Origin of the sequence: Acidicapsa acidisoli (assembly GCF_025685625.1) — a bacterium.
Taxonomy (GTDB): domain Bacteria; phylum Acidobacteriota; class Terriglobia; order Terriglobales; family Acidobacteriaceae; genus Acidicapsa; species Acidicapsa acidisoli.
On sequence record NZ_JAGSYI010000001.1, the window covers coordinates 1,153,628 to 1,173,225 of the forward strand.

Annotated in this window: 13 protein-coding genes; 1 reads left to right on the plus strand and 12 read right to left on the minus strand. The window is 58.3% G+C overall.

Annotated features, from left to right (window positions below):
* Positions 1-184 precede the first annotated feature (184 nt).
* From secF to OHL23_RS04690, 12 genes are all read right to left on the minus strand, one after another.
* On the minus strand, positions 185-1,141 hold the full coding sequence (gene secF, locus OHL23_RS04635) for a protein translocase subunit SecF (protein ID WP_263350596.1): 957 nt from the start codon (positions 1,139-1,141) through the stop codon (positions 185-187).
* A 120-nt stretch (positions 1,142-1,261) separates the two neighbouring features.
* Positions 1,262-2,881, minus strand: coding sequence for a protein translocase subunit SecD (secD, locus tag OHL23_RS04640; RefSeq protein ID WP_263350597.1), 1,620 nt, complete (start codon positions 2,879-2,881; stop codon positions 1,262-1,264).
* A gap of 52 nt (positions 2,882-2,933) precedes the next feature.
* Entirely contained in the window at positions 2,934-3,260 is a 327-nt protein-coding gene (gene yajC, locus OHL23_RS04645; RefSeq protein ID WP_317891649.1) for a preprotein translocase subunit YajC, read from the minus strand.
* Positions 3,261-3,655: 395 nt separating this feature from the next.
* Positions 3,656-4,288, minus strand: coding sequence for a formylmethanofuran dehydrogenase subunit E family protein (locus OHL23_RS04650; protein WP_263350598.1), 633 nt, complete (start codon positions 4,286-4,288; stop codon positions 3,656-3,658).
* 23 nt (positions 4,289-4,311) lie between these two features.
* The gene (locus OHL23_RS04655) at positions 4,312-5,082 is read right to left on the minus strand and encodes a hypothetical protein (RefSeq protein WP_263350599.1); all 771 of its coding nucleotides are present in this window, start codon (positions 5,080-5,082) and stop codon (positions 4,312-4,314) included.
* A 60-nt stretch (positions 5,083-5,142) separates the two neighbouring features.
* Positions 5,143-6,609, minus strand: a complete 1,467-nt coding sequence (gene gatA / locus OHL23_RS04660) for an Asp-tRNA(Asn)/Glu-tRNA(Gln) amidotransferase subunit GatA (protein WP_263350600.1) — start codon at positions 6,607-6,609, stop codon at positions 5,143-5,145.
* A gap of 33 nt (positions 6,610-6,642) precedes the next feature.
* Entirely contained in the window at positions 6,643-6,981 is a 339-nt protein-coding gene (gatC, locus tag OHL23_RS04665) for an Asp-tRNA(Asn)/Glu-tRNA(Gln) amidotransferase subunit GatC (protein WP_263350601.1), read from the minus strand.
* A gap of 119 nt (positions 6,982-7,100) precedes the next feature.
* Entirely contained in the window at positions 7,101-7,886 is a 786-nt protein-coding gene (locus OHL23_RS04670; RefSeq protein ID WP_263350602.1) for a DeoR/GlpR family DNA-binding transcription regulator, read from the minus strand.
* 81 nt (positions 7,887-7,967) lie between these two features.
* Positions 7,968-8,759, minus strand: coding sequence for a copper homeostasis protein CutC (locus OHL23_RS04675; protein WP_263350603.1), 792 nt, complete (start codon positions 8,757-8,759; stop codon positions 7,968-7,970).
* 149 nt (positions 8,760-8,908) lie between these two features.
* The gene (locus OHL23_RS04680) at positions 8,909-12,313 is read right to left on the minus strand and encodes a TonB-dependent receptor (protein WP_263350604.1); all 3,405 of its coding nucleotides are present in this window, start codon (positions 12,311-12,313) and stop codon (positions 8,909-8,911) included.
* 469 nt (positions 12,314-12,782) lie between these two features.
* Positions 12,783-15,113 (minus strand): GH92 family glycosyl hydrolase, encoded by a 2,331-nt coding sequence (locus tag OHL23_RS04685; RefSeq protein ID WP_263350605.1) that lies wholly within the window; start codon positions 15,111-15,113, stop codon positions 12,783-12,785.
* A gap of 37 nt (positions 15,114-15,150) precedes the next feature.
* Positions 15,151-17,214, minus strand: a complete 2,064-nt coding sequence (locus OHL23_RS04690; protein WP_263350606.1) for a beta-N-acetylhexosaminidase — start codon at positions 17,212-17,214, stop codon at positions 15,151-15,153.
* A gap of 269 nt (positions 17,215-17,483) precedes the next feature.
* Between OHL23_RS04690 and OHL23_RS04695 the strand changes: the two genes are divergently transcribed.
* Positions 17,484-19,280: a sugar porter family MFS transporter gene (locus OHL23_RS04695; RefSeq protein WP_263350607.1), complete on the plus strand. Its 1,797-nt coding sequence runs from the start codon at positions 17,484-17,486 to the stop codon at positions 19,278-19,280.
* Positions 19,281-19,598: the final 318 nt, after the last annotated feature.

Consider the following 19,598-nt stretch of genomic DNA (forward strand, 5'->3'; position numbering starts at 1 on the left):
GAGTTCTCCCAAATTTAGACACCGTCGCCCCGAATAGTGTTCCCGGCCGAAGGAGTGAACCGCTTTTGGGTCAACTCAAGTGTGCTCAACCTATATCAGAACAACCGTACACGTGCAAAACATGTTGCGAAATCAGTGCAACCGTGAGTCCATTATGCCCGTCCATATGAGACATTTTCGTTGCTCATTTGCTTCGTTTGCCAGCCGGCAAGACCGCGGCCTTACCTTTGCTGGCGCGCCAATCCTGGTATGCCACCAACATGGGCGCCGCGACCGCGATTGAGGAATAAGTTCCAATCAAGATACCCACGACCAAGGCAAATGAGAAGTTGTGTAGGACTGCACCACCGAATACGAAGAGGGCCAGCACGGTCAGGAATGTGAGCCCGGAGGTGAGCACGGTTCGGCTCAGGGTCTGGTTGATGCTGCGGTTTACGACCTCCGTCAATCCCTCGCGGCGCGACAGGCGCAGGTTTTCTCGAATACGATCAAAGACGACGATAGTGTCGTTCATCGAGTAACCGACCAGGGTGAGAATGGCCGCAATGACTGTCAAACTCAGTTCACGGTCTGTCAGCGCGAAAAAGCCCAATGTGATCAGCGTGTCATGAAAGACCGCGACGACGGCCGCGACGCCATAGATCAGCTCAAAGCGGAACCAGAGGTAGATCAACATCGCGATGAGTGAGTAGAGGGTTGCGAGCGCCGCCTGCTTCTCAAGCTGATGCCCGACGGTCGGACCCACAACTTGCACACTGGTAGTCACGATCGGATTGTTGTAGTGCGCGTCGAGCGCATCCACGATCTCTTTGCGGCCCGCGTCGAGGGACGCGTCACTGGGTGTCGGAAGACTGATGAGCATCTGGCGTTTTTCCGCAGCGTCAAACTGCACGATCTGCACGTCCTTGATACCAGCGGCATCGGTCGCGCGGCGGATGGCGTTCGCGTCAGGCGAGTTCTGAAACTGCACCTGTACCTGCGTACCGCCCTTGAAGTCCACACCCAGCGGCACGGGGCTTCCGATGTGAGCCCAGTGCAGCCCCATGGAGATTACGCCGGCCACACTGAAGATCAATGAAAAGCAGAGGAAATACCATTTCTTCCCCAGCCAGTCCACGTTTACATTACGAAAAAGTTCCACGATTCCTATACCTTCCCCAGCACCTGAGTCAGAGAGCGATCGGTATCATCGACCGCCCGCTCCAACCGGTAACTTGATAACTTGCCGCGCCGCGGCGGCAAGCTAGAACGACTAAATCAGTTAGATCGACAGCTTTTGCCCCGCCAATTTGTGGTTGACGTGTGAATCAAAAATTACACGCGATACAAAGACGGCGGTAAAGAGGTTTGCGATAAGACCGACAACCAGCGTGGTTGCAAAGCCCTTGACCGGGCCGGTGCCGAACATGAAGAGGATGGCTGCAGAGACGATGGTGGTAACGTGCGTATCGAAGATCGCAGTCCAGGCATGCGCGAAGCCTTGATCCACAGACTGCGCCGGGCCTTTGCCGGTGCGCATTTCTTCACGAATGCGCTCGAAGATCAGCACGTTTGAATCGACGCCCATACCAATTGTGAGAATCACGCCTGCAATGCCCGGCAGCGTAAGGGTCGCATGGCTGAATCCCATGAATCCAAGCAGGATCACAAGGTTCAGAAACAGCGCCAAGTCTGCGTTGATACCGGAGCCGCGGTAATAGATCAGCATGAAGACCATCACCGCTAACATGCCTGTTACAGCCGCGATAACTCCCTGGCGGATCGAGTCGGCGCCAAGCGAGGCTCCGACTGTGCGCTCTTCGATCGGAACAATGCTCGCCGGAAGCGCGCCAGTGCGGAGGGTGAGCGAGAGATCGTCGATCTGCTGCTTGCTGAACTGCCCCTCGATCTGGCCCTGATCCCGAATCGCGCCCTTGATCACCGCGACGTTCTTGACGCGGTCCCCCATGGTGATCGCCATATAGCTGCCGACGTGGGATGAGGTGTAGTCATAGAACCGTTCGCCGCCCGCGTTGGTGAGCACGAAATTCACGCCCTGGCGTCCGGCGTCATTCACGCCAATCGCGCTTGCATCGCGGAAATCCCGGCCGCCGACGATCGACACTCGCTTCACCAGAAAAACGTGATCCTGCCCGTCGGAAACCAGCCCCTGGCTGTCTCCGTGCAGCAATTCCTCATCCGGAGGAAGCGTGCCGCCAAGGCTGGTGAGCGCCTCCTGCTCGCTAGCGTAGCCGGCGGAGTTACCCGCGACCTCATGGACTTCGAGACGGGACGTGGATTGGATAATATCGCGCACCCGGTTGAGATCGCTCACGCCCGGCAATTCAACGAGAATCTGGTTGTCGCCGAGGCCATAATGCGCAATCACCGGTTCGCTCACGCCCAACTGATCGACGCGGTCGCGGATTGTGTCGATCGCCTGGTCGACGGTCTTCGATTGAAGTTCGGTCAATTGCGATGGCTTCATGGTCAGCGTGACGGAGTTGTCCGCGCTGCCGGTGATGTCGTACTCCGTGCCGAAACGGTCGGCCAGATCATTGCGGACATCGCTGGCCTTGCCGGCATCGATCCCGGTGACCTTAATGATCTGCGGGTTCGCCGGATCGGGCTTGATTGGCTGGCCTTGCAGCTTGCTGGTCTGAAGTTCCTGCTGGATGCGGGCCACGGTGTTATCGGTCTCCGCATTGACCGCATCCTTTACGACGACCTGCAGGATCAGGTGAGCGCCGCCGCGTAAATCCAGTCCTAAATGGATGCGTTGCGTTAGTGCGTCGAGCAGCGCCGCTCCCGTCACCCCGTGGGGTATGCCAATGATTCCGTAGAGGCAAATCACCAGGACGCCAATGATAGTCGCAATCTTGCCGTTGAGATTTTTCTTCATGGTTGTATCGTCAGTACGCGCCAGACCGATCGTGACTTGCGGTCGTCTGCGGCTACTTGCTTCCTTCTTCCTGGGTGGTGACAGCGGCAATCGCGCTCTTCACAACCTCAATCTTGATGCCATCCGGGGCTACTCGAAGAATCAGAGTGTCGTCCTTCAGGCTGATAATCGTTCCCCGGATGCCGCCAGTGGTCGTGATCTTGTCGCCGGTCTTCAATTCCGAAAGCATCTGCGCCCACTGCTTCTGCTTCTTCTGCTGCGGACGAATCATCATCAGATAGACCACGCCGATCATCAGCACCGGGAGCAGTAGAGAGAAACCCGAACCTCCGGGACCGAAACCTGGCCCAGCCGCAAACATTATCAAAAATCGATCCAACACACACTTCCTTTTTCTGTCTGGCTGTCCAGCCAGGACCAAGGCACGACCGGACGCCAAGCCCGCCTGCCCTGCACATGAGTTTTTGTCTCCGGGAATGGTCCGCCGGGAGCGGTGTGAACGAGAGTTCTCCGTCCCTGACAATCACGACAATCGGAACTTTGCCGCATTGCGGACTAAGTCAGACTGTCATCTACTTCCTGTTCGACACCGTTTCTTCTTCGACCTAATTCCTTGATGTGATTCCCTGTCCTATTTCCTGCCGCGATCCCCGGTTCGAGCCGGACGCTGAATCTCTGCGTCTTTCCGGCCGCCGAAGCATCGCAATCAGTCTAGCAAACCGATGGGGAAAACGAATAAATCAGACGGCAAAATGGGCTGCGAATCGATCCCATCTACTGGTTTTCGGCGTCTAAGGCTCGCCAATAGCGCAATCCGGGGTCGGCGCAACTCAGGCATAACCTTCGGAAATTGCCCTCTTTTCCGGAACCAACTTCGGCTGGAACCTCCACATACCGGTCGAAGTTGACTCCCTCACCGCACTCGTCGCAGGTCACTCGCTGTCCCTTGTATCCCGGCATTTCCCTGTCTGGAAGCTCTACCGCGACCCACTGTTCGCGAAAAAGCTCCGCGTCTTCCAGTTCTCGGTAGGCCATCATCTGCTGCTGTCCCTTGCTTTCAATCTGGGGATAACGCTGCTGCGCGAGCTCTCGCGAATTCTCAAGCGCCACAATGCGTACCGCGCGGCCGGTGGCGAGATTGACGAAAGTTGCCGCCATCTTGCCCCAGTCGCGGAACTTGAGCGCCCGCTTGCCCAGCCTGCAGCCGGTCACGAGGCCGATGGCGTCGGTAGCGCAGCGGTCGATCTCGATAAAGCTGACCAGCTTCTTGCGATCCGCTCCGCGTGGATCTTCGACTCCGAGACGCCTGCAGGCCAGCATCACCATCCGCACACCCAAAATCTGGCCGGCGCACATGTGTCCGTGGGCCAACTCCGCCTGTTGCAACAACTCCTCGAAGGATTCCATGCACCGACCTCGCCAATACCATCTTAGGGCTTGGCGGGCGCTTCGGAATTGTCGTTCTCCTCCACCAACGCAGCCGACCCGCCAACAAGGTCAAATCCGGCCGCTTCCTGGCCGCTCGGATGGAAGGTGATCTTGAGCGGCTCGCGCTGCCACTCCGGCAAGTCGCAGATCGGCCACGGATGATTCCCAGCGTCATACGCCGAGAGCTTCTTCGCCAGCACCGGCTTGCGTACTCCAAGTTGCGCCACCACCGCGTAGAGGCTCTTACCCGCCGCAGTTACTCCGCAATAGGCCGCGTAGTCGCGAAACCAAGCCACCTGACTCGCTCCGGGATCATAGTCGGGCAGTTTGAGAGCCGTGACATGCCCGGTCAGCCGATCCACAAGCAGCCACGGGCCTCGTTGCCAGACCCAGTGCGCCGAAGTCAGAGCCGGTTGCGGGCCGGTAGCCTGTTTCGCGTCTGCTGGTTTATCGGGAGGCCTGTCGCTCGGCAGATTGTCGTTGATCCGCAGCGCCCGCCGCACGACAAAGCTGCGGTCGGTGACATCGTGGGCATCGCCGGTCGTCCACTCGCTCACCCGGCCATCCACCAACAGGGCGCGGATACGCAGAGTGGTTTCGTCCGGGCCAGCCCCGGCGGGGTCGCCCGTCTTGGAATAGGGAACCTGTTTCGCCGACCCGAGCACGACCGCGTGCGGCTTTTTCGGCGGTACAGCACTAAAAACGGGCGCAAGGGTCAGCAGCCCGACGGCGAGAGCCGAGGGCCAAAATGCAAGTTTCCTGAAAAGGTGCATGTTGGCACCGATAGTACCGGTTTTCGGCGACAGAAAAATCTGACAAGTTATTCGTCAGATTTACTTAACAAGTCCTGTTTCCACGGCCTGAGCAACCCGGAAGGCAACCGACTCGCCAAAATGAGGCGCGAGCACCTGCATTCCAACCGGCAGACCTTCGGCCGTTGCACCGCAGGGCACCGAAACGCCGCAGATCCCAGCTAGGCTTGCAGTCACGGTATAAATATCGGCGAGGTACATCGCCAGTGGATCATCCGTCTTCTCGCCAAGCTTAAATGCCGCAGTCGGCGCGGTGGGCGTGACAATGGCGTCGACCCCGGCGAAAGCCGTCAGAAACTCGTCGGCCAACAACCTCCGGACCTGTTGCGCCTTCTTGTAATACGCGTCGTAATACCCGGCGCTAAGAGCGTAGGTTCCCAAAAGAATGCGCCGCTTTACTTCCGGTCCGAAGCCCTCTTCGCGAGAAAGCCGGTACATCGATGACAGATTCGTCGCACTCGCCGACCGATGGCCGTAACGCACACCGTCGAACCGCGCAAGATTGGCGCTGGCTTCCGCCGTGGCGACAAGGTAATACACCGGGATCGCGTATTTCGTGTGCTTGAGGCTGATCGTCTTGATCTCGCAGCCCGTAGCCCTCAGCGCGTCAATTCCGGACTCGACCGCCGCGCGCACCTCAGCGTCCAGACCCTCGGCGAAATACTCCTCGGGAATGCCGATGCGCAGTCCCTTCACATCCTTTTCCGACTCAGCGGCGTAGTCCTCAACTGGACGCGAAGAGCTCGTCGCGTCATTCACGTCAGGACCAGCGATCACCTGCAGAATCTCGGCGGCATCGCGCACATTGGCCGCAAACGGCCCGACGCGATCCAGCGAAGAGGCGAAGGCAATCAATCCATACCGCGAAACGCGCCCATAAGTCGGCAGCACACCTACCACGCCGCAGAAACTTGCCGGCTGGCGGATCGACCCGCCTGTATCCGTGCCCAGCGTCGCGACTGCAAGATTGGCCGCAAGCGCTGCCGCCGATCCGCCACTTGAACCGCCCGGAACCCGCTCGGTATCAACAGGATTGCGCACCGGGCCATAGGCCGAGTTTTCATTGGATGAGCCCATGGCAAACTCATCGCAGTTGATCTTGCCCAGAAGCACCGCTCCTGCGGCTTTAAGCTTTGTGACGGCGGTCGCGTCGTACGGCGGATGATACCCCTTGAGGATTGCCGATCCTGCCGTCGACGGAGCGCCCTGCATCACCAGGACATCCTTGATGCCCACAGGGATTCCCGCGAGCGGCGACAGCGGATCGCCCTTCGCTGCAATGGCGTCCACGCTTGCCGCCTGCTCGAGGGCCTGCTCTTTGGTCAGCGAGAGATACACGTTCAAAAGAGGATTATGTTCCGCGATGCGCGCGTAATACCGCTCGGCCAACTCAGTAGCCGTAAGCGCGCCATCGGTTATTGCCCTTCGCAACTCCGCGATTGTCGCCGGCTTCTCTACCAGTTTTTCTGTCGTCATCGTATCGGTCATCAAGGCTTCCCGCGCTTCCTGTCCCCTGCTCTTTTATCGCTCGATTACCTTGGGCGTCTTGAAGAAAGCTCCATCGGTTTCCGGAGCTTCTTCCATCACGCGTGCCCGGTCCAGCGAGGCCCTGAACGCATCGGCTCGCAACGAGACGCCATGCCCGTCGTCCTGGCCGACGGAGTCATCGAGATGACTCAGCAGGTCGCTTACCTGAGCCATCGGTTCGATGCCTGCTGTATCGAGTTCATTCAACTGCGCCACATACTCCAGAATGGAGTTCAGATCGCGCTGCATGCTCGGCTTTTCATCCTCCGCAAGATCCAGATTGGCCAGTTCCGCCACCCGCTCCACTTCTTCCATACTCACATTGGCGCTCATACTATCTCGTCCTCTACCGGGCCTAGAACTCACTATCAATTTCCAAGTATAGCCCGGCGCGAAACGCAGTTCAGCGCAGCCAGGTTCGCCCTCGCCAGATCAGACGCCTGGTTGCAGGCTTAAACGCTGACTACTCTTACGCCAGCGTCGGTAAAGGACTTCACTGCGTCTTCCGAGATGCCGTCGTCGGTGATCAGAAGATCAATATCGGCAGCTGGGCAGATGACGGCGGGGCTGATCATGCCCACCTTGCTCGAATCTGCGACGACGATCACCTGCCGCGCGCGACGCGCCATGGCGCGAAAGACAGCCGCTTCATCGGCTTCGATAGTGGTTGCGCCGCGATCCGGGTCGACTCCGCAGACGCCGATGAAAACGCGATCCATCACCACGACATTCAGCGATTCGATGGCCGTCGGGCCGATTAGAGAAAACGCGCCGGGCCAGCGCATGCAGCCGCCGGTGAGCGTCGTATCTAGCCCGTTGCTGGAGCTCAATTCCATACCGATATTCACAGCGTTGGTGATAATGTGCAGCCCGGCCCGCTGGCGAAGCCTTCGCGCTACCTCGGTGGTGGTCGTTCCGGCCGTAAATCCAACGGTCTCGTTCTCCTGCACCAGCTCGGAGGCGGCCACGGCGATGCGGCGTTTCTCCGAGGCAAAGCGATCCTCGCGCACGCGAAAAGAAGCGTCGAAGCGGAATGGCTCATAGACCGCCTGTCCGGCCAGCATCGCGCCGCCGTGGGTGCGATGCACCAGCCCTCGCTCTTCGAGGCGCACCAAATCGCGCCGGACGCTCGCCGGAGATGTTGCGAATAACTCGGTCAGCTCCTCTACGGAGGTTTTGCCATGGTTCAGGAGCAGCCGAAGTATCTCTTTCGCGCGCTTATCGGTCTTCGAAGACATACTCTTGCCGTTCTTTTCCGTAAATTGCCGACGGGCAGCGTTTTAATTGTACGAAACAAAAACGCCCGCAGCCCTGGTATCTCAGTCTGGGGATTTCGCACTGTAGCTCAGGCTGCTGTCCATCGCCTGCCGCAGATTGCGTACATCCTCCGCCACCACAACATTGCGCGTGTACTCATCGTTTCCGTCCTCCCCGAGACTTAGTCCGGGGTTGCGATAAAGAACCGGGCTCTCGACAGGCCGACGCAGAGCTGCGTGAAACTCCCGTGCTCCCGTGGCAAGGGCGATCTCCTGCACATTTTCCGGGCGGACGTTGCCGCACACCATGACGCCAATGCGTCCCTGCGCCGCCCTTACCAACCCAGCCACACGCGAACTGCCCAGCACCGCGCTCTGTGCCGCGCCGGAGGTCAGAATTCGCTGCGCGCCGGTTCGGACGACATCTTCGAGCGAATCTTCGAGACTTCGCGCCATATCGATGGCTCTGTGGAAAGTGACTTCGATGGGGCGTGCAGTCGATCGCCGTACAGCCATGGCTTCTTCCACGAGGCGTCCCGTCCGTTCCACATCCACGTCCCCATCGGCCGTCAGCAGGCCGAAGACCACACCGTTTGCTCCTGCCTCAACCGAGATTGCAAGGTCGTCGCGCATCACCGAGAACTCGTCGTCAGAGTATAGAAAGTCTCCACCGCGCGGGCGGATCATCACATTGATTCCGATGCTGATCCGTGATCGCACTGCGCGAACCAGCCCAAGACTCGGCGTCAGTCCCCCCTCTGACAAAGCGCTGCACAACTCCACGCGCTGTGCGCCGCCCAGCTCCGCGGCAATCGCCGATTCCACCGAGTCAACGCAAATTTCCAGCTCCATCATTCCCGCATCCCTATTGGTAAGACTTGCTCAAAAGAATCCGGATTCCCTGCTGAAGACCGTTCTGCCAGCGTGGAATCCGGGGTGTAAGAAGACAATTCAGCCCTTGCCGGAAAACTGCAGCTGCCGTACTTTTTACGGCAGCCGCCTGGCTAGAAGTTGTAGTGCGCGGAAAACTGCAGATGACGCTCTACTGACCGAATCGCGTTTTGCGGAGCAATCTGGCCGAAGCCAGTGTCGTTGATGCCTGTATCAGGATTACCATAGCTGACCCTGTTGAAGGCGTTGAAGGCATCGAAGCGGAAGCCGACCGTATGCTCTCCAACGATGTGGAAATCCTTGAAAGCCGACAAATCGTCGTTGAAGTAGCCAGGACCGCGAACCGAGCCGTTTCTTGCAGTACCGAAATGATTCACGGAAGCTGTGCCATAGGCGCAGACTCCGTTGTCGATCGCGTTCCCATTGCTGTCGGTCGCAGTGCAGGGTGTCGCCGACGGATCGGTTCCAAACCAGTTGTCCAGCGAACGATGAACGATCCTGAGCTTGCGGTACTGGTTAGGCCGCTGGGTGCCATAGCTTTGCGAATTGCTGCTGTTGCCGCCCATGAGGGTTTCCGGGAAACCGGTGTAGTTAACGAGAGACGTAGAAATCTTCCAGCCTCCGATCACTTCGTCGACCACGCGGTTGGCGCCGGAGAGATACTGCTTGCCGCGTCCGAGGGGCAGAGCATAGACCCCGGTCGCGGAGATGTTGTGGGTGACGTCATAACCTGCCGGGCCGTAGTCGGCTGCGCTGTCATAGTAATTCTGGAAGGCGCCGCTGTAGCCGTTGACATTGAGCCCGTAGTTGCCGAGGCTGTTGGTCATTGCCTTGCCGTAGGTGTAGTTGACGGTGTACTCGAGCCCATTGTTGAGACGCTGCCGCAGCACGGCCTGGAGGGCGTTGTAGTTCATCATGGCGCGCGACTCGGTGACCAGCAGTTGCGAAGAACCGACCGCCGTGGCGCTGGGCGTATTCACACCGATGTACGGGCTGTTGTAGAAGGGCGCAGAGGTCGGATCGTTGTTAACCTTCCACTGGTTGATATTGCCGTAGTCCTCAATGTGCTGGCCCTGTTCGCCGACATACCCGGCTTGCAGCGAAAGCGTTTTGTTGAGCGCGTACTCCAGGGTCAGGTTCCACTCCTGCACGTAGGCAGGCTGGATGTTCTTGGGATAGACGTTGTACGATCCGCCGGTGGTGGCCCCGGTGGCGAAGGCCGTCTCCGCAGTAAGCGGGGTCGGAACATTGGTCAGCGTGGGCTGCGTGAGATTGAAATTGATGGCCTGAATAAAGGGCGCGATCGAAGTCAAACGCTGGTTGGACGAGTTGCCTTCGAAGAAGCTCGAAGCGCCATAACCGCCGCGGATCACAAAGCGGTCGTTGGCCTGGTAGGCAAAGCCCAACCGGGGCATGATCTGGTGGAAGCTCCAGTCATAGCATCCACGATTGGAGCACAGCCCCGATCCCGGCGGCGCACCAACAGGAACCTGGTGCGCATACAGCACCTGGCCCGTAGTCTCATCCACATTGCCGGTCTTGTTGTTCTGCTCGACCCAGGGTTCGTCAAGCTCCCAGCGAAGGCCGACATTGATAGTCAGGTTGGGAAGCACCTTGATGTCGTCGTTGAAATACTCAGCCGAACGCCACTGGCGCTGGCCCACGTTTACACTGGCCTCGGTAGCGGCGACGGAGAAGACGCGATCTAGAAGGAAGTCTGCGCCACCATAACCGGAGTTCGAAACCGTGGGGCTTTTCGTATAGTCGCCGTTGTAAGTCAACGAGCCCAGATAGCCGTTGTTATTGGCGGTGGGATAGTTGTTCTGGTAACGCAAGGCCTGCGCTCCAATAGTGATCAGATGCTTGCCGCGCTGCCAGGTGAGGCTGTCGATGTAGCTGAAGGTGTTGTCGATGAGGCCGGCGCCGTAGACGGGATTTCCGCCGCCAAACAGGCCGCCGTTGATGTTTTGGTACGAATAGCCGGCAAACGCCTGGTTGGGGAAGTTGATCCCGACCTTGGAGTCGCCTGAGGTCCCGAATTGCCCCGTCGAATCCTGGGAGAAATTCTGCGCCCAGACCGTACGCGTAAAGCCAATGCGAGCGGAGTTGATGAGGGAGGGCGAGAAGGTGTGCACCCAGTTGGCGCCCAAGAGCTTGGTCGGATACAGATTCGGGCCAGGAAAGCTGATGGCCAGCACCGGGGTTGTTCCGTCATAGGCGGTGGACATCGAATAGAAGCCAGTAATCTTGTCCTTGGCGCGGGGATCGTATTCGATCTTGATGTCGCCCTGGTTATTGGCCTTGAAGTTGTGAATCGGGGCCTGGTAGTTGTTCTTTGCGATTCCGTCCGTGGGAGAGGCGTTGGGCAACGGGTAAAGCTTTGGGTTGGCGAGCAGGAACTTCGCCACCGGATTTACAACCGGCACCCCCTGGTTGTTCGTGTAGGGTGCGAAGTTGTTAAGCGGGTCGAAGAGCTGGATCGGATTGCTTCCCGTCAGCAGTACCGAGAAATCGCCATTGCGCATCTCTGGCGTAAGCACGCTGGCCGTTCCCAGGCCGCCCGTATGATAGCGCGACCCGAGATAGTCGACGAAGAAGAAGAGCTTGTCGCGCTTGATGGGTCCGCCCAGTGAGCCGCCGAACTGATCCTGCGAGTAGGGGTTGACTGGAACGATGGGGTTCTGATTGTTGTTCTGCCACGAGTTGGCATTGAGCCGGTAATCCTGCACGTAGCCAAAGGCTGAGCCATGGAAATGATTGGTGCCGCTCTTCAGCACGCTGACCACACCGGCTCCATTCACATTGCCGGCATCGACGGGCGAATCCGCGGTGAGCACCGTGATCTCCGCGAGCGCGTCAGGAGAAGGCGTATACGAGATCTCGTTGTTGAAGGTCTCGTTCATATCGATGCCATCAAGCGTGTAGTTGTTGGCCTGGGCGCGATTGCCATTCAGGTTGACCGAGTCGGTATAGTAAGTGTCGCGCTCGATGACCGTCGTACCCGCTGTGCCGGCCGTGCTCACCGAGCCGGGAACATACAAAGTCAGCGCGGAGAAGTCGAGACCGTTCAAGGGAAAGTTCTGAATGGTATTCGAGGTAAAGGTGCTGGCGAGGGTATCGTCGTTGGTGTTCAGAATCGGCGCCGCGGCGGAGACATCCACCGTCGTCGACGAATTCCCTACTGAGAGCTTCACGTTGAAGGTCGCGGCCTGCAGAACTTCGAGGTTGAATGCCGGAACCGTTTCCGTGCCAAATCCCTTGGCTTGGATGGTCACCTGATATTGGCCGATCGGCAGAAAACTGATGTGATACGTGCCGTCATTGTTGGTGGTGGTCGGAGTATCGACCCCGGTGCTGATATTGTGCGCCACAACGGCCGCGCCGGCGACGACCGCGCCGCTCGGGTCGGTGACGGTACCGTTGATCGATCCAGTGTCTGTTTGCGCGATTGCATTGGGCAAGCACATCAGCACCGCGATCACGATTGCAAATGCCGCTTTCAGGAAATTGGTCTTCATCTGGGCCTCACTGAATTCATTGCTGCAATAGAAGGTGCCGCTGCGAACTGGGAAGGAGGCGACTGCGGTTTACTCCGGAATCACCCAAATAAACCCAGGCATAAATTGGGACGGCTCGCGTGGGAAGCTGCTCGAATCCGCCAGGTCGTCAATCGTTTTCCGCGTTCGTTGAATCGGTTTGTCTGCGGGTGTTGAACCGAATTACAGGTGGCTTCACCCGTGTTGATTTCTTGTAAAAAAACAGTACTCCGTTATGAAGAAAGTGTCCACAAAAATGATCGTTTTGATCATATTTCCGTCGAAAAAGTGACGCTAGTGGTTACTTCTCAGGGCAAACATGCATCTTAATCGCTGATTTCAGAGCCTTTACACCTTTCCGGGAAGCTGCAAAAAAAAACGGGGCACCGTTTTTGAACGATGCCCCGTGATACCGGTTCAGAATTGTCTGCCGCGTGGCCAGACTTGCTAATTAGACTTCGGACTTGGGCCGAACATCGTTGCCCTGGCCAAAGCTGCCCTCCGCGCGATCCGTCAGACGGAAGACAAATCGGCCGCCCTCCGCCACGTCGGCATGCGCAAACCACGCGTTCGGATGCGGTTTTCCATCGAACTCAACCGACTCGATATACACGCTCCCTGCCGATTGCCGCTTTGCCTCGAAGACCAGCTTACGCCCACCGGCCAGCGAGAGCGTCGCACGATCGAAGAGCGGCGAACCGAAGACATAGTGCGTGCTCACCGGATCGACGGCATAGAATCCAATCGAACTTAGCACAAACCACGCCGACATCTGACCGCAGTCCTCGTTGCCGGCCATGCCATCGGGGTGATTCGAATACTCGGTTGTATTGAGCATGTGGATTCGCTCTGCGGTCTTGTCGGGACGTCCGGCATAGCTATATAGATAAGCGATGTGGTGACTTGGCTCGTTGCCGTGCGCGTACTGACCCACCATTCCGGCGATATCCGGAGGCGCGTCGGCCGGCAGCGTCGAGGGCTGATTGAACAACGTATCCAGCTTCTCAACAAACGCCTTGTCTCCGCCGAGCAGTTCAATATATCCGGTGGCGTCGTGCTGAATGCCAAAGGTCGTCTGCCACGCATTCGACTCGGTGTAATCGCGCCACTTCTTTGAATGGCCCATCTCAATCGGGTCAAAGGGAGTGGCCCACGAACCGTTCTCGAACTTCGCCCGCAGAAAACCTGTGCCCGGGTCCCAGTAATTGCGGTAGTTACGCGAACGCTTGCGCAGCAGCGCCGCATCTGCAGCCTCGCCCACATGCTCGGCAACGTGCGATACAGCCCAGTCGTCGTAGTCATATTCCAGCGTCTTCGAGACCGATTCCTCTTCCAGATCGCAGGGAATATAGCCCATGCTGCGATACCACTTCAGGCCGCGATAATCGTCCACAAAAGCGCGCTTCTTCAACACGGCATAGGCCCGGTTGTAGTCAATGCCCTTGAAGCCCTTGGCGCAGGCCTCGGCAATCACCGCCGCGGAGTGATACCCGGTCATAGTGCCGGTTTCCTTGCCTTGCAGCGGCCAGACCGGCATGCCAGCTGGGCTCTGCTCCGCCATGCAAATCAAGCTGTTCACCATATCCGGAACGCGATCCGCGTGGATCAGCGTAAACAAGGGATTCTCAGCGCGAAAGATATCCCACAGCGAGAAGGTTGTGTAGTTGCGCTGGCCCTTGTCGAGTTGGTGTATCTTGCCGTCCATGCCCATGTACTGCCCGTCGACATCGTCAAAGAGCGTGGGCGCAACCATGGTGTGATAGAAAGCCGAATAGAAGACGCGCTTGTCATTCTCATTCGCGGTCTCGACACGAATCTTGGTCAGCTCCTGCCGCCAGCGATCTTCCGCAGCCTTCTGCACATGCGCAAAATCCCATCCGCTAATCTCCGCCGCAAGATTCTTCCGCGCGCCTTCGGTGCTCACGCCCGAAAGACCAGCCTTGATGAGAATCTGCTCGCCGGCATGGGTCTTGTAATGCACCACAGCCTTCAGACTCTTGCCCTTCAGCCCCGCGCCAGCCTCGGCTGGCTTGTCATCCTGATAGAACTCAACGCGATCAAATGGCCGTGAGAACTCCAGTGCAATATACATCTCGCGTCCCGCTCCCCAGGCGTTGGTAGCATGACCGGCGAGAAGCGTCTTGCTGCCTTCCTGGCTCAGTTGGCACCACTCGATATTGCCCGGCGTCCGGCCATAAGCGTGTGTCAGGTCGAGAACGATGTGACTCGTCTCGCTCGCGGGAAAGGTGTAGCGATGAAAGCCGCAATGCTCGGTCGCCGTCAGCTCAGCGCGAATTCCTGTATCCTTCAGCAGCACCGTGTAGTAGCCCGGATGCGCCTTTTCATCGTCATGGGAAAAGCTGGAGCGGTAGCCTGTACCGGGCTGCTTGCGATCTCCCGGAGCAAGCCGCACTTCTCCGGTGCGTGGCACAACCAGAAAATCCAGCAGATCGCCACAGCCGGTGCCGCTCAGATGCGTGTGGCTGAAGCCCATGATCGTGTTGTCGGAGTCGTGATAGCCCGAGCACCAGTCCCAGTCGTCGTTATAGGTATCGGGGCTCAGCTGCACCATGCCGAAGGGCACCGTCGCTCCGGGATAGGTATGGCCATGACCGCCAGTTCCCCAGAAAATGTTGACCTGGCTCAAAAGATCATCGTCCGTGCTGGCTGCTCTCGCCAGCTTGCTCATGCCGGGCAGTCCTACAGTCGTGGCTGCGCCAACCGCGGTCAATCCCTGCAAAACGCGCCGCCGCGTCCACTGATTCTTCACTTCGTTATTCATCATCCCTCTTTTACTGCCAAATCATCCTTGCAAATCGTTAGTTGACCGCGGGCATCCCCAGCGATTCTGCGGTTGGAAGATCCTTTTTCCCGTCAAACCCGCGAATCACCTCATCGAACCGCCAGCCGCGCTGCTGCCATTTCTGGATCTGAAGATCATAGCGGGCTAGCACATTGCCCAGCCAGTAAGGCCGGTTTTCGCCGAGCCAAACTCGTGCATACTCATCCCGCGTCGCCGAATACGCATTCTGGAGATCCTGCATATTTCCGTTGTTGCTGCTGATTCCGTACAGCAGGCCGTAAATCTCCGATTGCTGGTCCTTGTCATGCTGGCCGGTAATCGCCCGCGCATAGGCCCGGGCCATCTCGTTACTCAGCTCCCACTTCATGCCGATCAAGTCCAGCCTGCGCGCGCCGAGGTCCATCGCGTCCAGAGCAGCCGCTTCGCGAAGTTGCGAATTGCCTGCTCGCGCCTGTTCCACCAGCACAATCGCTTTCTCCGCATGAAGGCGCAACTCCTCCGCCAACGGAATCAGCTTGACGCCAACGGCCTGACCCTCAGCGCTCCACGGATCGAGCCAGAAGAGATCGTCGCTATTGAAGTCGGTCTTTACCCTGCCAAGAGTCTGATTGGCCAACATCAGTTCTTCTTCCGCTGCATTGATCTTCCCACTTCCGTCGCCATGAAAGACCGGTCCAAAGGCCGCCTGGTACGCCGGAATGCTGCTTTCACCCGGCTGCCACGCCGCAACCGCACCAAAAAGAACGCCGTACCAGTCCTGATTGAAGAGTCCTTCACCATCGTCATTCCAGACCGTCGTAAGCGCACCGGTCGAGCCGAGCCGCTGACCATCGCGAATAAACCCCTGAATATTGCCAAAGGCCACATTCGCATCCGGATAGACCAGGCTCCAGTTCGCGTCTCCGGGAGCCACCCAGGTCTCGATTCCCGCCTTGGCAAAGGGTTCGATCATCTTGTCGAAGCCCTTGGTGTCCCCGTAATTCCACGGCACGGCGATCATGTCCTTCGGCAGCTTGGATACCGCCGCCGGGTCTGCCCCGCCGATATCGCCCCAGAACACCAGCCTTTTGTGCAGCGGCGCCAGCGCGTCATGAATCCGGGTCAGAAACTCGACATAGACCGGTCCGTATCCCCGCTGTTTGACCGCATCTTTCGTCCGTCCCCGGCCCAGGTCATCGGTCTCATCCGCGCCAATATGCATGAATGGAGAAGGAAACTCCTTTGCAATCTGCCCAAACCAGTCCTGAATCAGCTCCAGGCTCTGAGGTTGCCCCGGAGCCAGCACCTGGCCGTGCGGAGTCTCGGCCGCATCGGCATACAGGTCGTACTTGAGCACGTGGTGCAGGTGCCCGAAGGCTTCCTGCTCCGGAAGAATGGTCACGTGATACTGGCTGGCATAGCGAACCAGTTCCGCCACGTCAGCCGGAGTCATCGCCGATCCGGGAATCGCGGCAAGTGGCTGGTTCGGATACTGCAAGGTGTGTTCAAAGTAGGGAGAGTAGATGTTGACCTTGAAAGACGCGAAGACACGCACCTGGTGTTTCTGAAACTCCAGCGTAGGAAATGGACCGCGCGACAGGTCGTCGTCAATGGCGCGGTACTTCATCGCCGGCCAGTCGCGAACCGTCCCGGCGGGGATCTCCGCCTTTTGGCCCGCCAGCGGCAGAAGCTGCTTGAAGGTCTGGACGCCGTAGAAAATCCCCTTCGCCGACTCGGCTATCACCTGCGCCTGCGCGGGACCAACAACGAGCGCATACCCCTCCTCGGCCATCTCAGGAGAAAGGCTCACGTGGTCCGCCGCCAGCGCAGCCTTGCCGTCCGCCGAATCGGCCCGCAACAGGATCACGGGGTAGCTCGCGTCAGACTTCGCTCCGAATGACATCACAGCCTCTTCCAGATCGTGCGCCGCGAATTCATCCTCAGCGTCGCGTCCCGGAACCTCTACGCGAATTCCTGCCGGGATCGCGACCTCACCGGAAAAATGCGCCTCGCGAGGCTGCGGCAGCAAATGAACCTCCGCAGCGACAATCCCTTGCGCGAATAGCAGAACCCCAGCGGCAGCCGTTATGCGCCTGAGCATTCGTGGAACTCCGCCCTGCATACCGCTCGAAACCTTCCAGCACACTCCGGCCATCGTCACTCGTCTCCGAATCAGAAAAATGATCGTTTCATTTCAATACGATCATTGTATGCTGAACCTGCGCACCGTTCCCCTGCAAACCGCCCGGCATTTCCGACAGAATGCACGGTTTCTGCAATCTTTTTCGGCAATCCAGAGCGGTCGTCTGCGGGCAACTTAAACAAAAGCAATTCGAGCATAAGTTAGTCAACTGGGTGACAATAACCGCTATGAGTTCCAGCAACCTGCAGGCCACGGCCAGTACCTCCGCCATTCGGAATTACAACCTGTTTCTGCTCCTGGTCGCGGGACTCGGCGGCTTGCTCTATGGGGTGGACGTCGGCATCATCGGTGGCGCGCTGCCCTACCTCGAAGCGACCTCGCGGCTCACGCCCGGCCAGCTTTCGGTGATCGTCGCGGCAGTGCTGCTCGGAGCGACGATTTCCACCTTATTTGCAGGCATGATCGCCGACTGGATCGGGCGCAAACCGTTCATGGTCCTCAGCGGCGTCACGTTCATCGTCAGCATTCCGGTGATTGCCCTCTCGCACGGATATGAACCGCTGTTTCTTGGCCGTTTGCTGCAAGGCATCAGCGGCGGCTTCATTGGAATCGTCGTTCCGCTCTACCTAGCGGAATGTCTCTCCGCCTCCTCGCGCGGCAAAGGCACGGGAATCTTCCAGTGGCTGCTCACACTGGGCATCGTCGTCGCGGCGCTGGTTGGGATTTATTACAGCTATCGCGTGCAAGCCGTAGCCGCGACGGCGGACGCCGCAACCCTTTTCACCTTCAAAGACCAGACCTGGCGACGCATCTTCTGGGTTTCTTTGCCGCCCGGTCTGCTCTTTGTTCTTGGAAGCCTGCTGGTAACCGAATCGCCGCGCTGGCTCTTTCGCCGCGGGAAAAAAGAACAGGCTCTTGCAGCACTGCTGCGCTCCCGCACTCCAGAGCAAGCAGCCACTGAATTGCGGGAAATGGAAGAAAATGCCCAGGCGGCTTCGGCGAAGCTCTCTTCCGGAGGCAAGTCCGAAGGCTCTCTTTTCCGCCGCAAGTATCTGATTCCATTCATCCTTGCGTGCGTCATCCTATCGCTCAATACCGCGACGGGCATTAACTCGGTCGTTCAATACAACACCGACATCCTGCTACAAAGCGGCCTCTCCGACCTGCACGCTCACTGGGGCTACGTGGCCTTCACCTGCACCAACTTCCTGATGACCATCGTGGGCATGACGCTGGTTGACCGCAAGGGCCGCAGGTTTCTCCTCATCCTCGGCACCAGCGGCATCGTAATTTCGCTGATCTGTGTCGGGAGCTTTTTCCTGCGCACCGAGAAGCAGAGCATCGATTGCGGGAACCTGATTCAGGCCCGCGTTGACGCCGATCAACAGGTCACTCTGAAATTCGACCCATCGGAAGCAAAGCGACTTTTGGCGGCAGAAAACTATTCCGGAAGCGTGATTGACCCAAATCGCGCCTCTATGGTGATCATTTACTCCTACGGCGACTTCACCTCGTCCACCAGCGTAGTCCGCTCGGATGATGCCGCAACCCCGATCCAGATCACACGAGCCAGCGCCGTTCCCACCAACAGCGTCGAATCGTTCTTCAAGAATCCCTTCGCCAATCTGGATGCAGCCCGTACCGCTCCGCTCGTCATCAAGAAAGCCCTCATTGGCCGCGTGCCGGAGTCCAGCCACGGTTGGCTCGTCGCGCTCGGGCTTTACGCTTTCGTGGCCTCCTACGCCCTCGGCCCAGGCGTCTGCGTCTGGCTCGCGCTCTCGGAACTGATGCCGACCCGCATCCGCTCCAACGGTATGAGCATCGCCCTCACCTTAAATCAGTTGGTTTCAACCACCCTCACGGCCATCTTCCTGCCCTTCGTGAGCAAATTCGGCTATTCCTCGATGTTCTTCCTCTTCGCTGGATTCACGCTGATGTATTTCCTGGTTTCCGCATTTTTCCTTCCCGAAACCAAGGGCAAGACACTCGAAGAGATCGAAGCCCACTTCGAAGGGGTCAGGTAGAAATCCAGAGCGGATGCCATGCGGCCGGTCTCGCGAAATGAGACCGGTCGCCGAATCTGCTCTGCGACCTCATTGACAGATCTAGAGATGGGGCGTTCTGCCGCTGATCGGACCGGAATGGGTCCGTAAAGAACAATGTTGCGCGCAAACGCGACGTAAAATAGCCGCACGCATGGCGCGCTACTCCACGCCACGCGATGATCTCGCCTAATCTTGCTTAAGCCGAGCCCTGGCCCGGGGAACGAGAACACAAGGAAGCGCATCCAATCACGTCGGAGACAAATGCGTCAGATCAGAGAAATTAGGGGCATAATAGCT

Coding starts and splice junctions, on each gene's coding strand:
- secD (WP_263350597.1), bottom strand. CDS start 2,881: ATGAAGAAAAATCTCAACGGCAAGATTGCGACTATCATTGGCGTCCTG.
- OHL23_RS04650 (WP_263350598.1), bottom strand. CDS start 4,288: ATGGAATCCTTCGAGGAGTTGTTGCAACAGGCGGAGTTGGCCCACGGA.
- OHL23_RS04655 (WP_263350599.1), bottom strand. CDS start 5,082: ATGCACCTTTTCAGGAAACTTGCATTTTGGCCCTCGGCTCTCGCCGTC.
- gatA (WP_263350600.1), bottom strand. CDS start 6,609: ATGACCGATACGATGACGACAGAAAAACTGGTAGAGAAGCCGGCGACA.
- gatC (WP_263350601.1), bottom strand. CDS start 6,981: ATGAGCGCCAATGTGAGTATGGAAGAAGTGGAGCGGGTGGCGGAACTG.
- OHL23_RS04670 (WP_263350602.1), bottom strand. CDS start 7,886: ATGTCTTCGAAGACCGATAAGCGCGCGAAAGAGATACTTCGGCTGCTC.
- OHL23_RS04675 (WP_263350603.1), bottom strand. CDS start 8,759: ATGATGGAGCTGGAAATTTGCGTTGACTCGGTGGAATCGGCGATTGCC.
- OHL23_RS04680 (WP_263350604.1), bottom strand. CDS start 12,313: ATGAAGACCAATTTCCTGAAAGCGGCATTTGCAATCGTGATCGCGGTG.
- OHL23_RS04685 (WP_263350605.1), bottom strand. CDS start 15,113: ATGAATAACGAAGTGAAGAATCAGTGGACGCGGCGGCGCGTTTTGCAG.
- OHL23_RS04690 (WP_263350606.1), bottom strand. CDS start 17,214: ATGCTCAGGCGCATAACGGCTGCCGCTGGGGTTCTGCTATTCGCGCAA.
- OHL23_RS04695 (WP_263350607.1), top strand. CDS start 17,484: ATGAGTTCCAGCAACCTGCAGGCCACGGCCAGTACCTCCGCCATTCGG.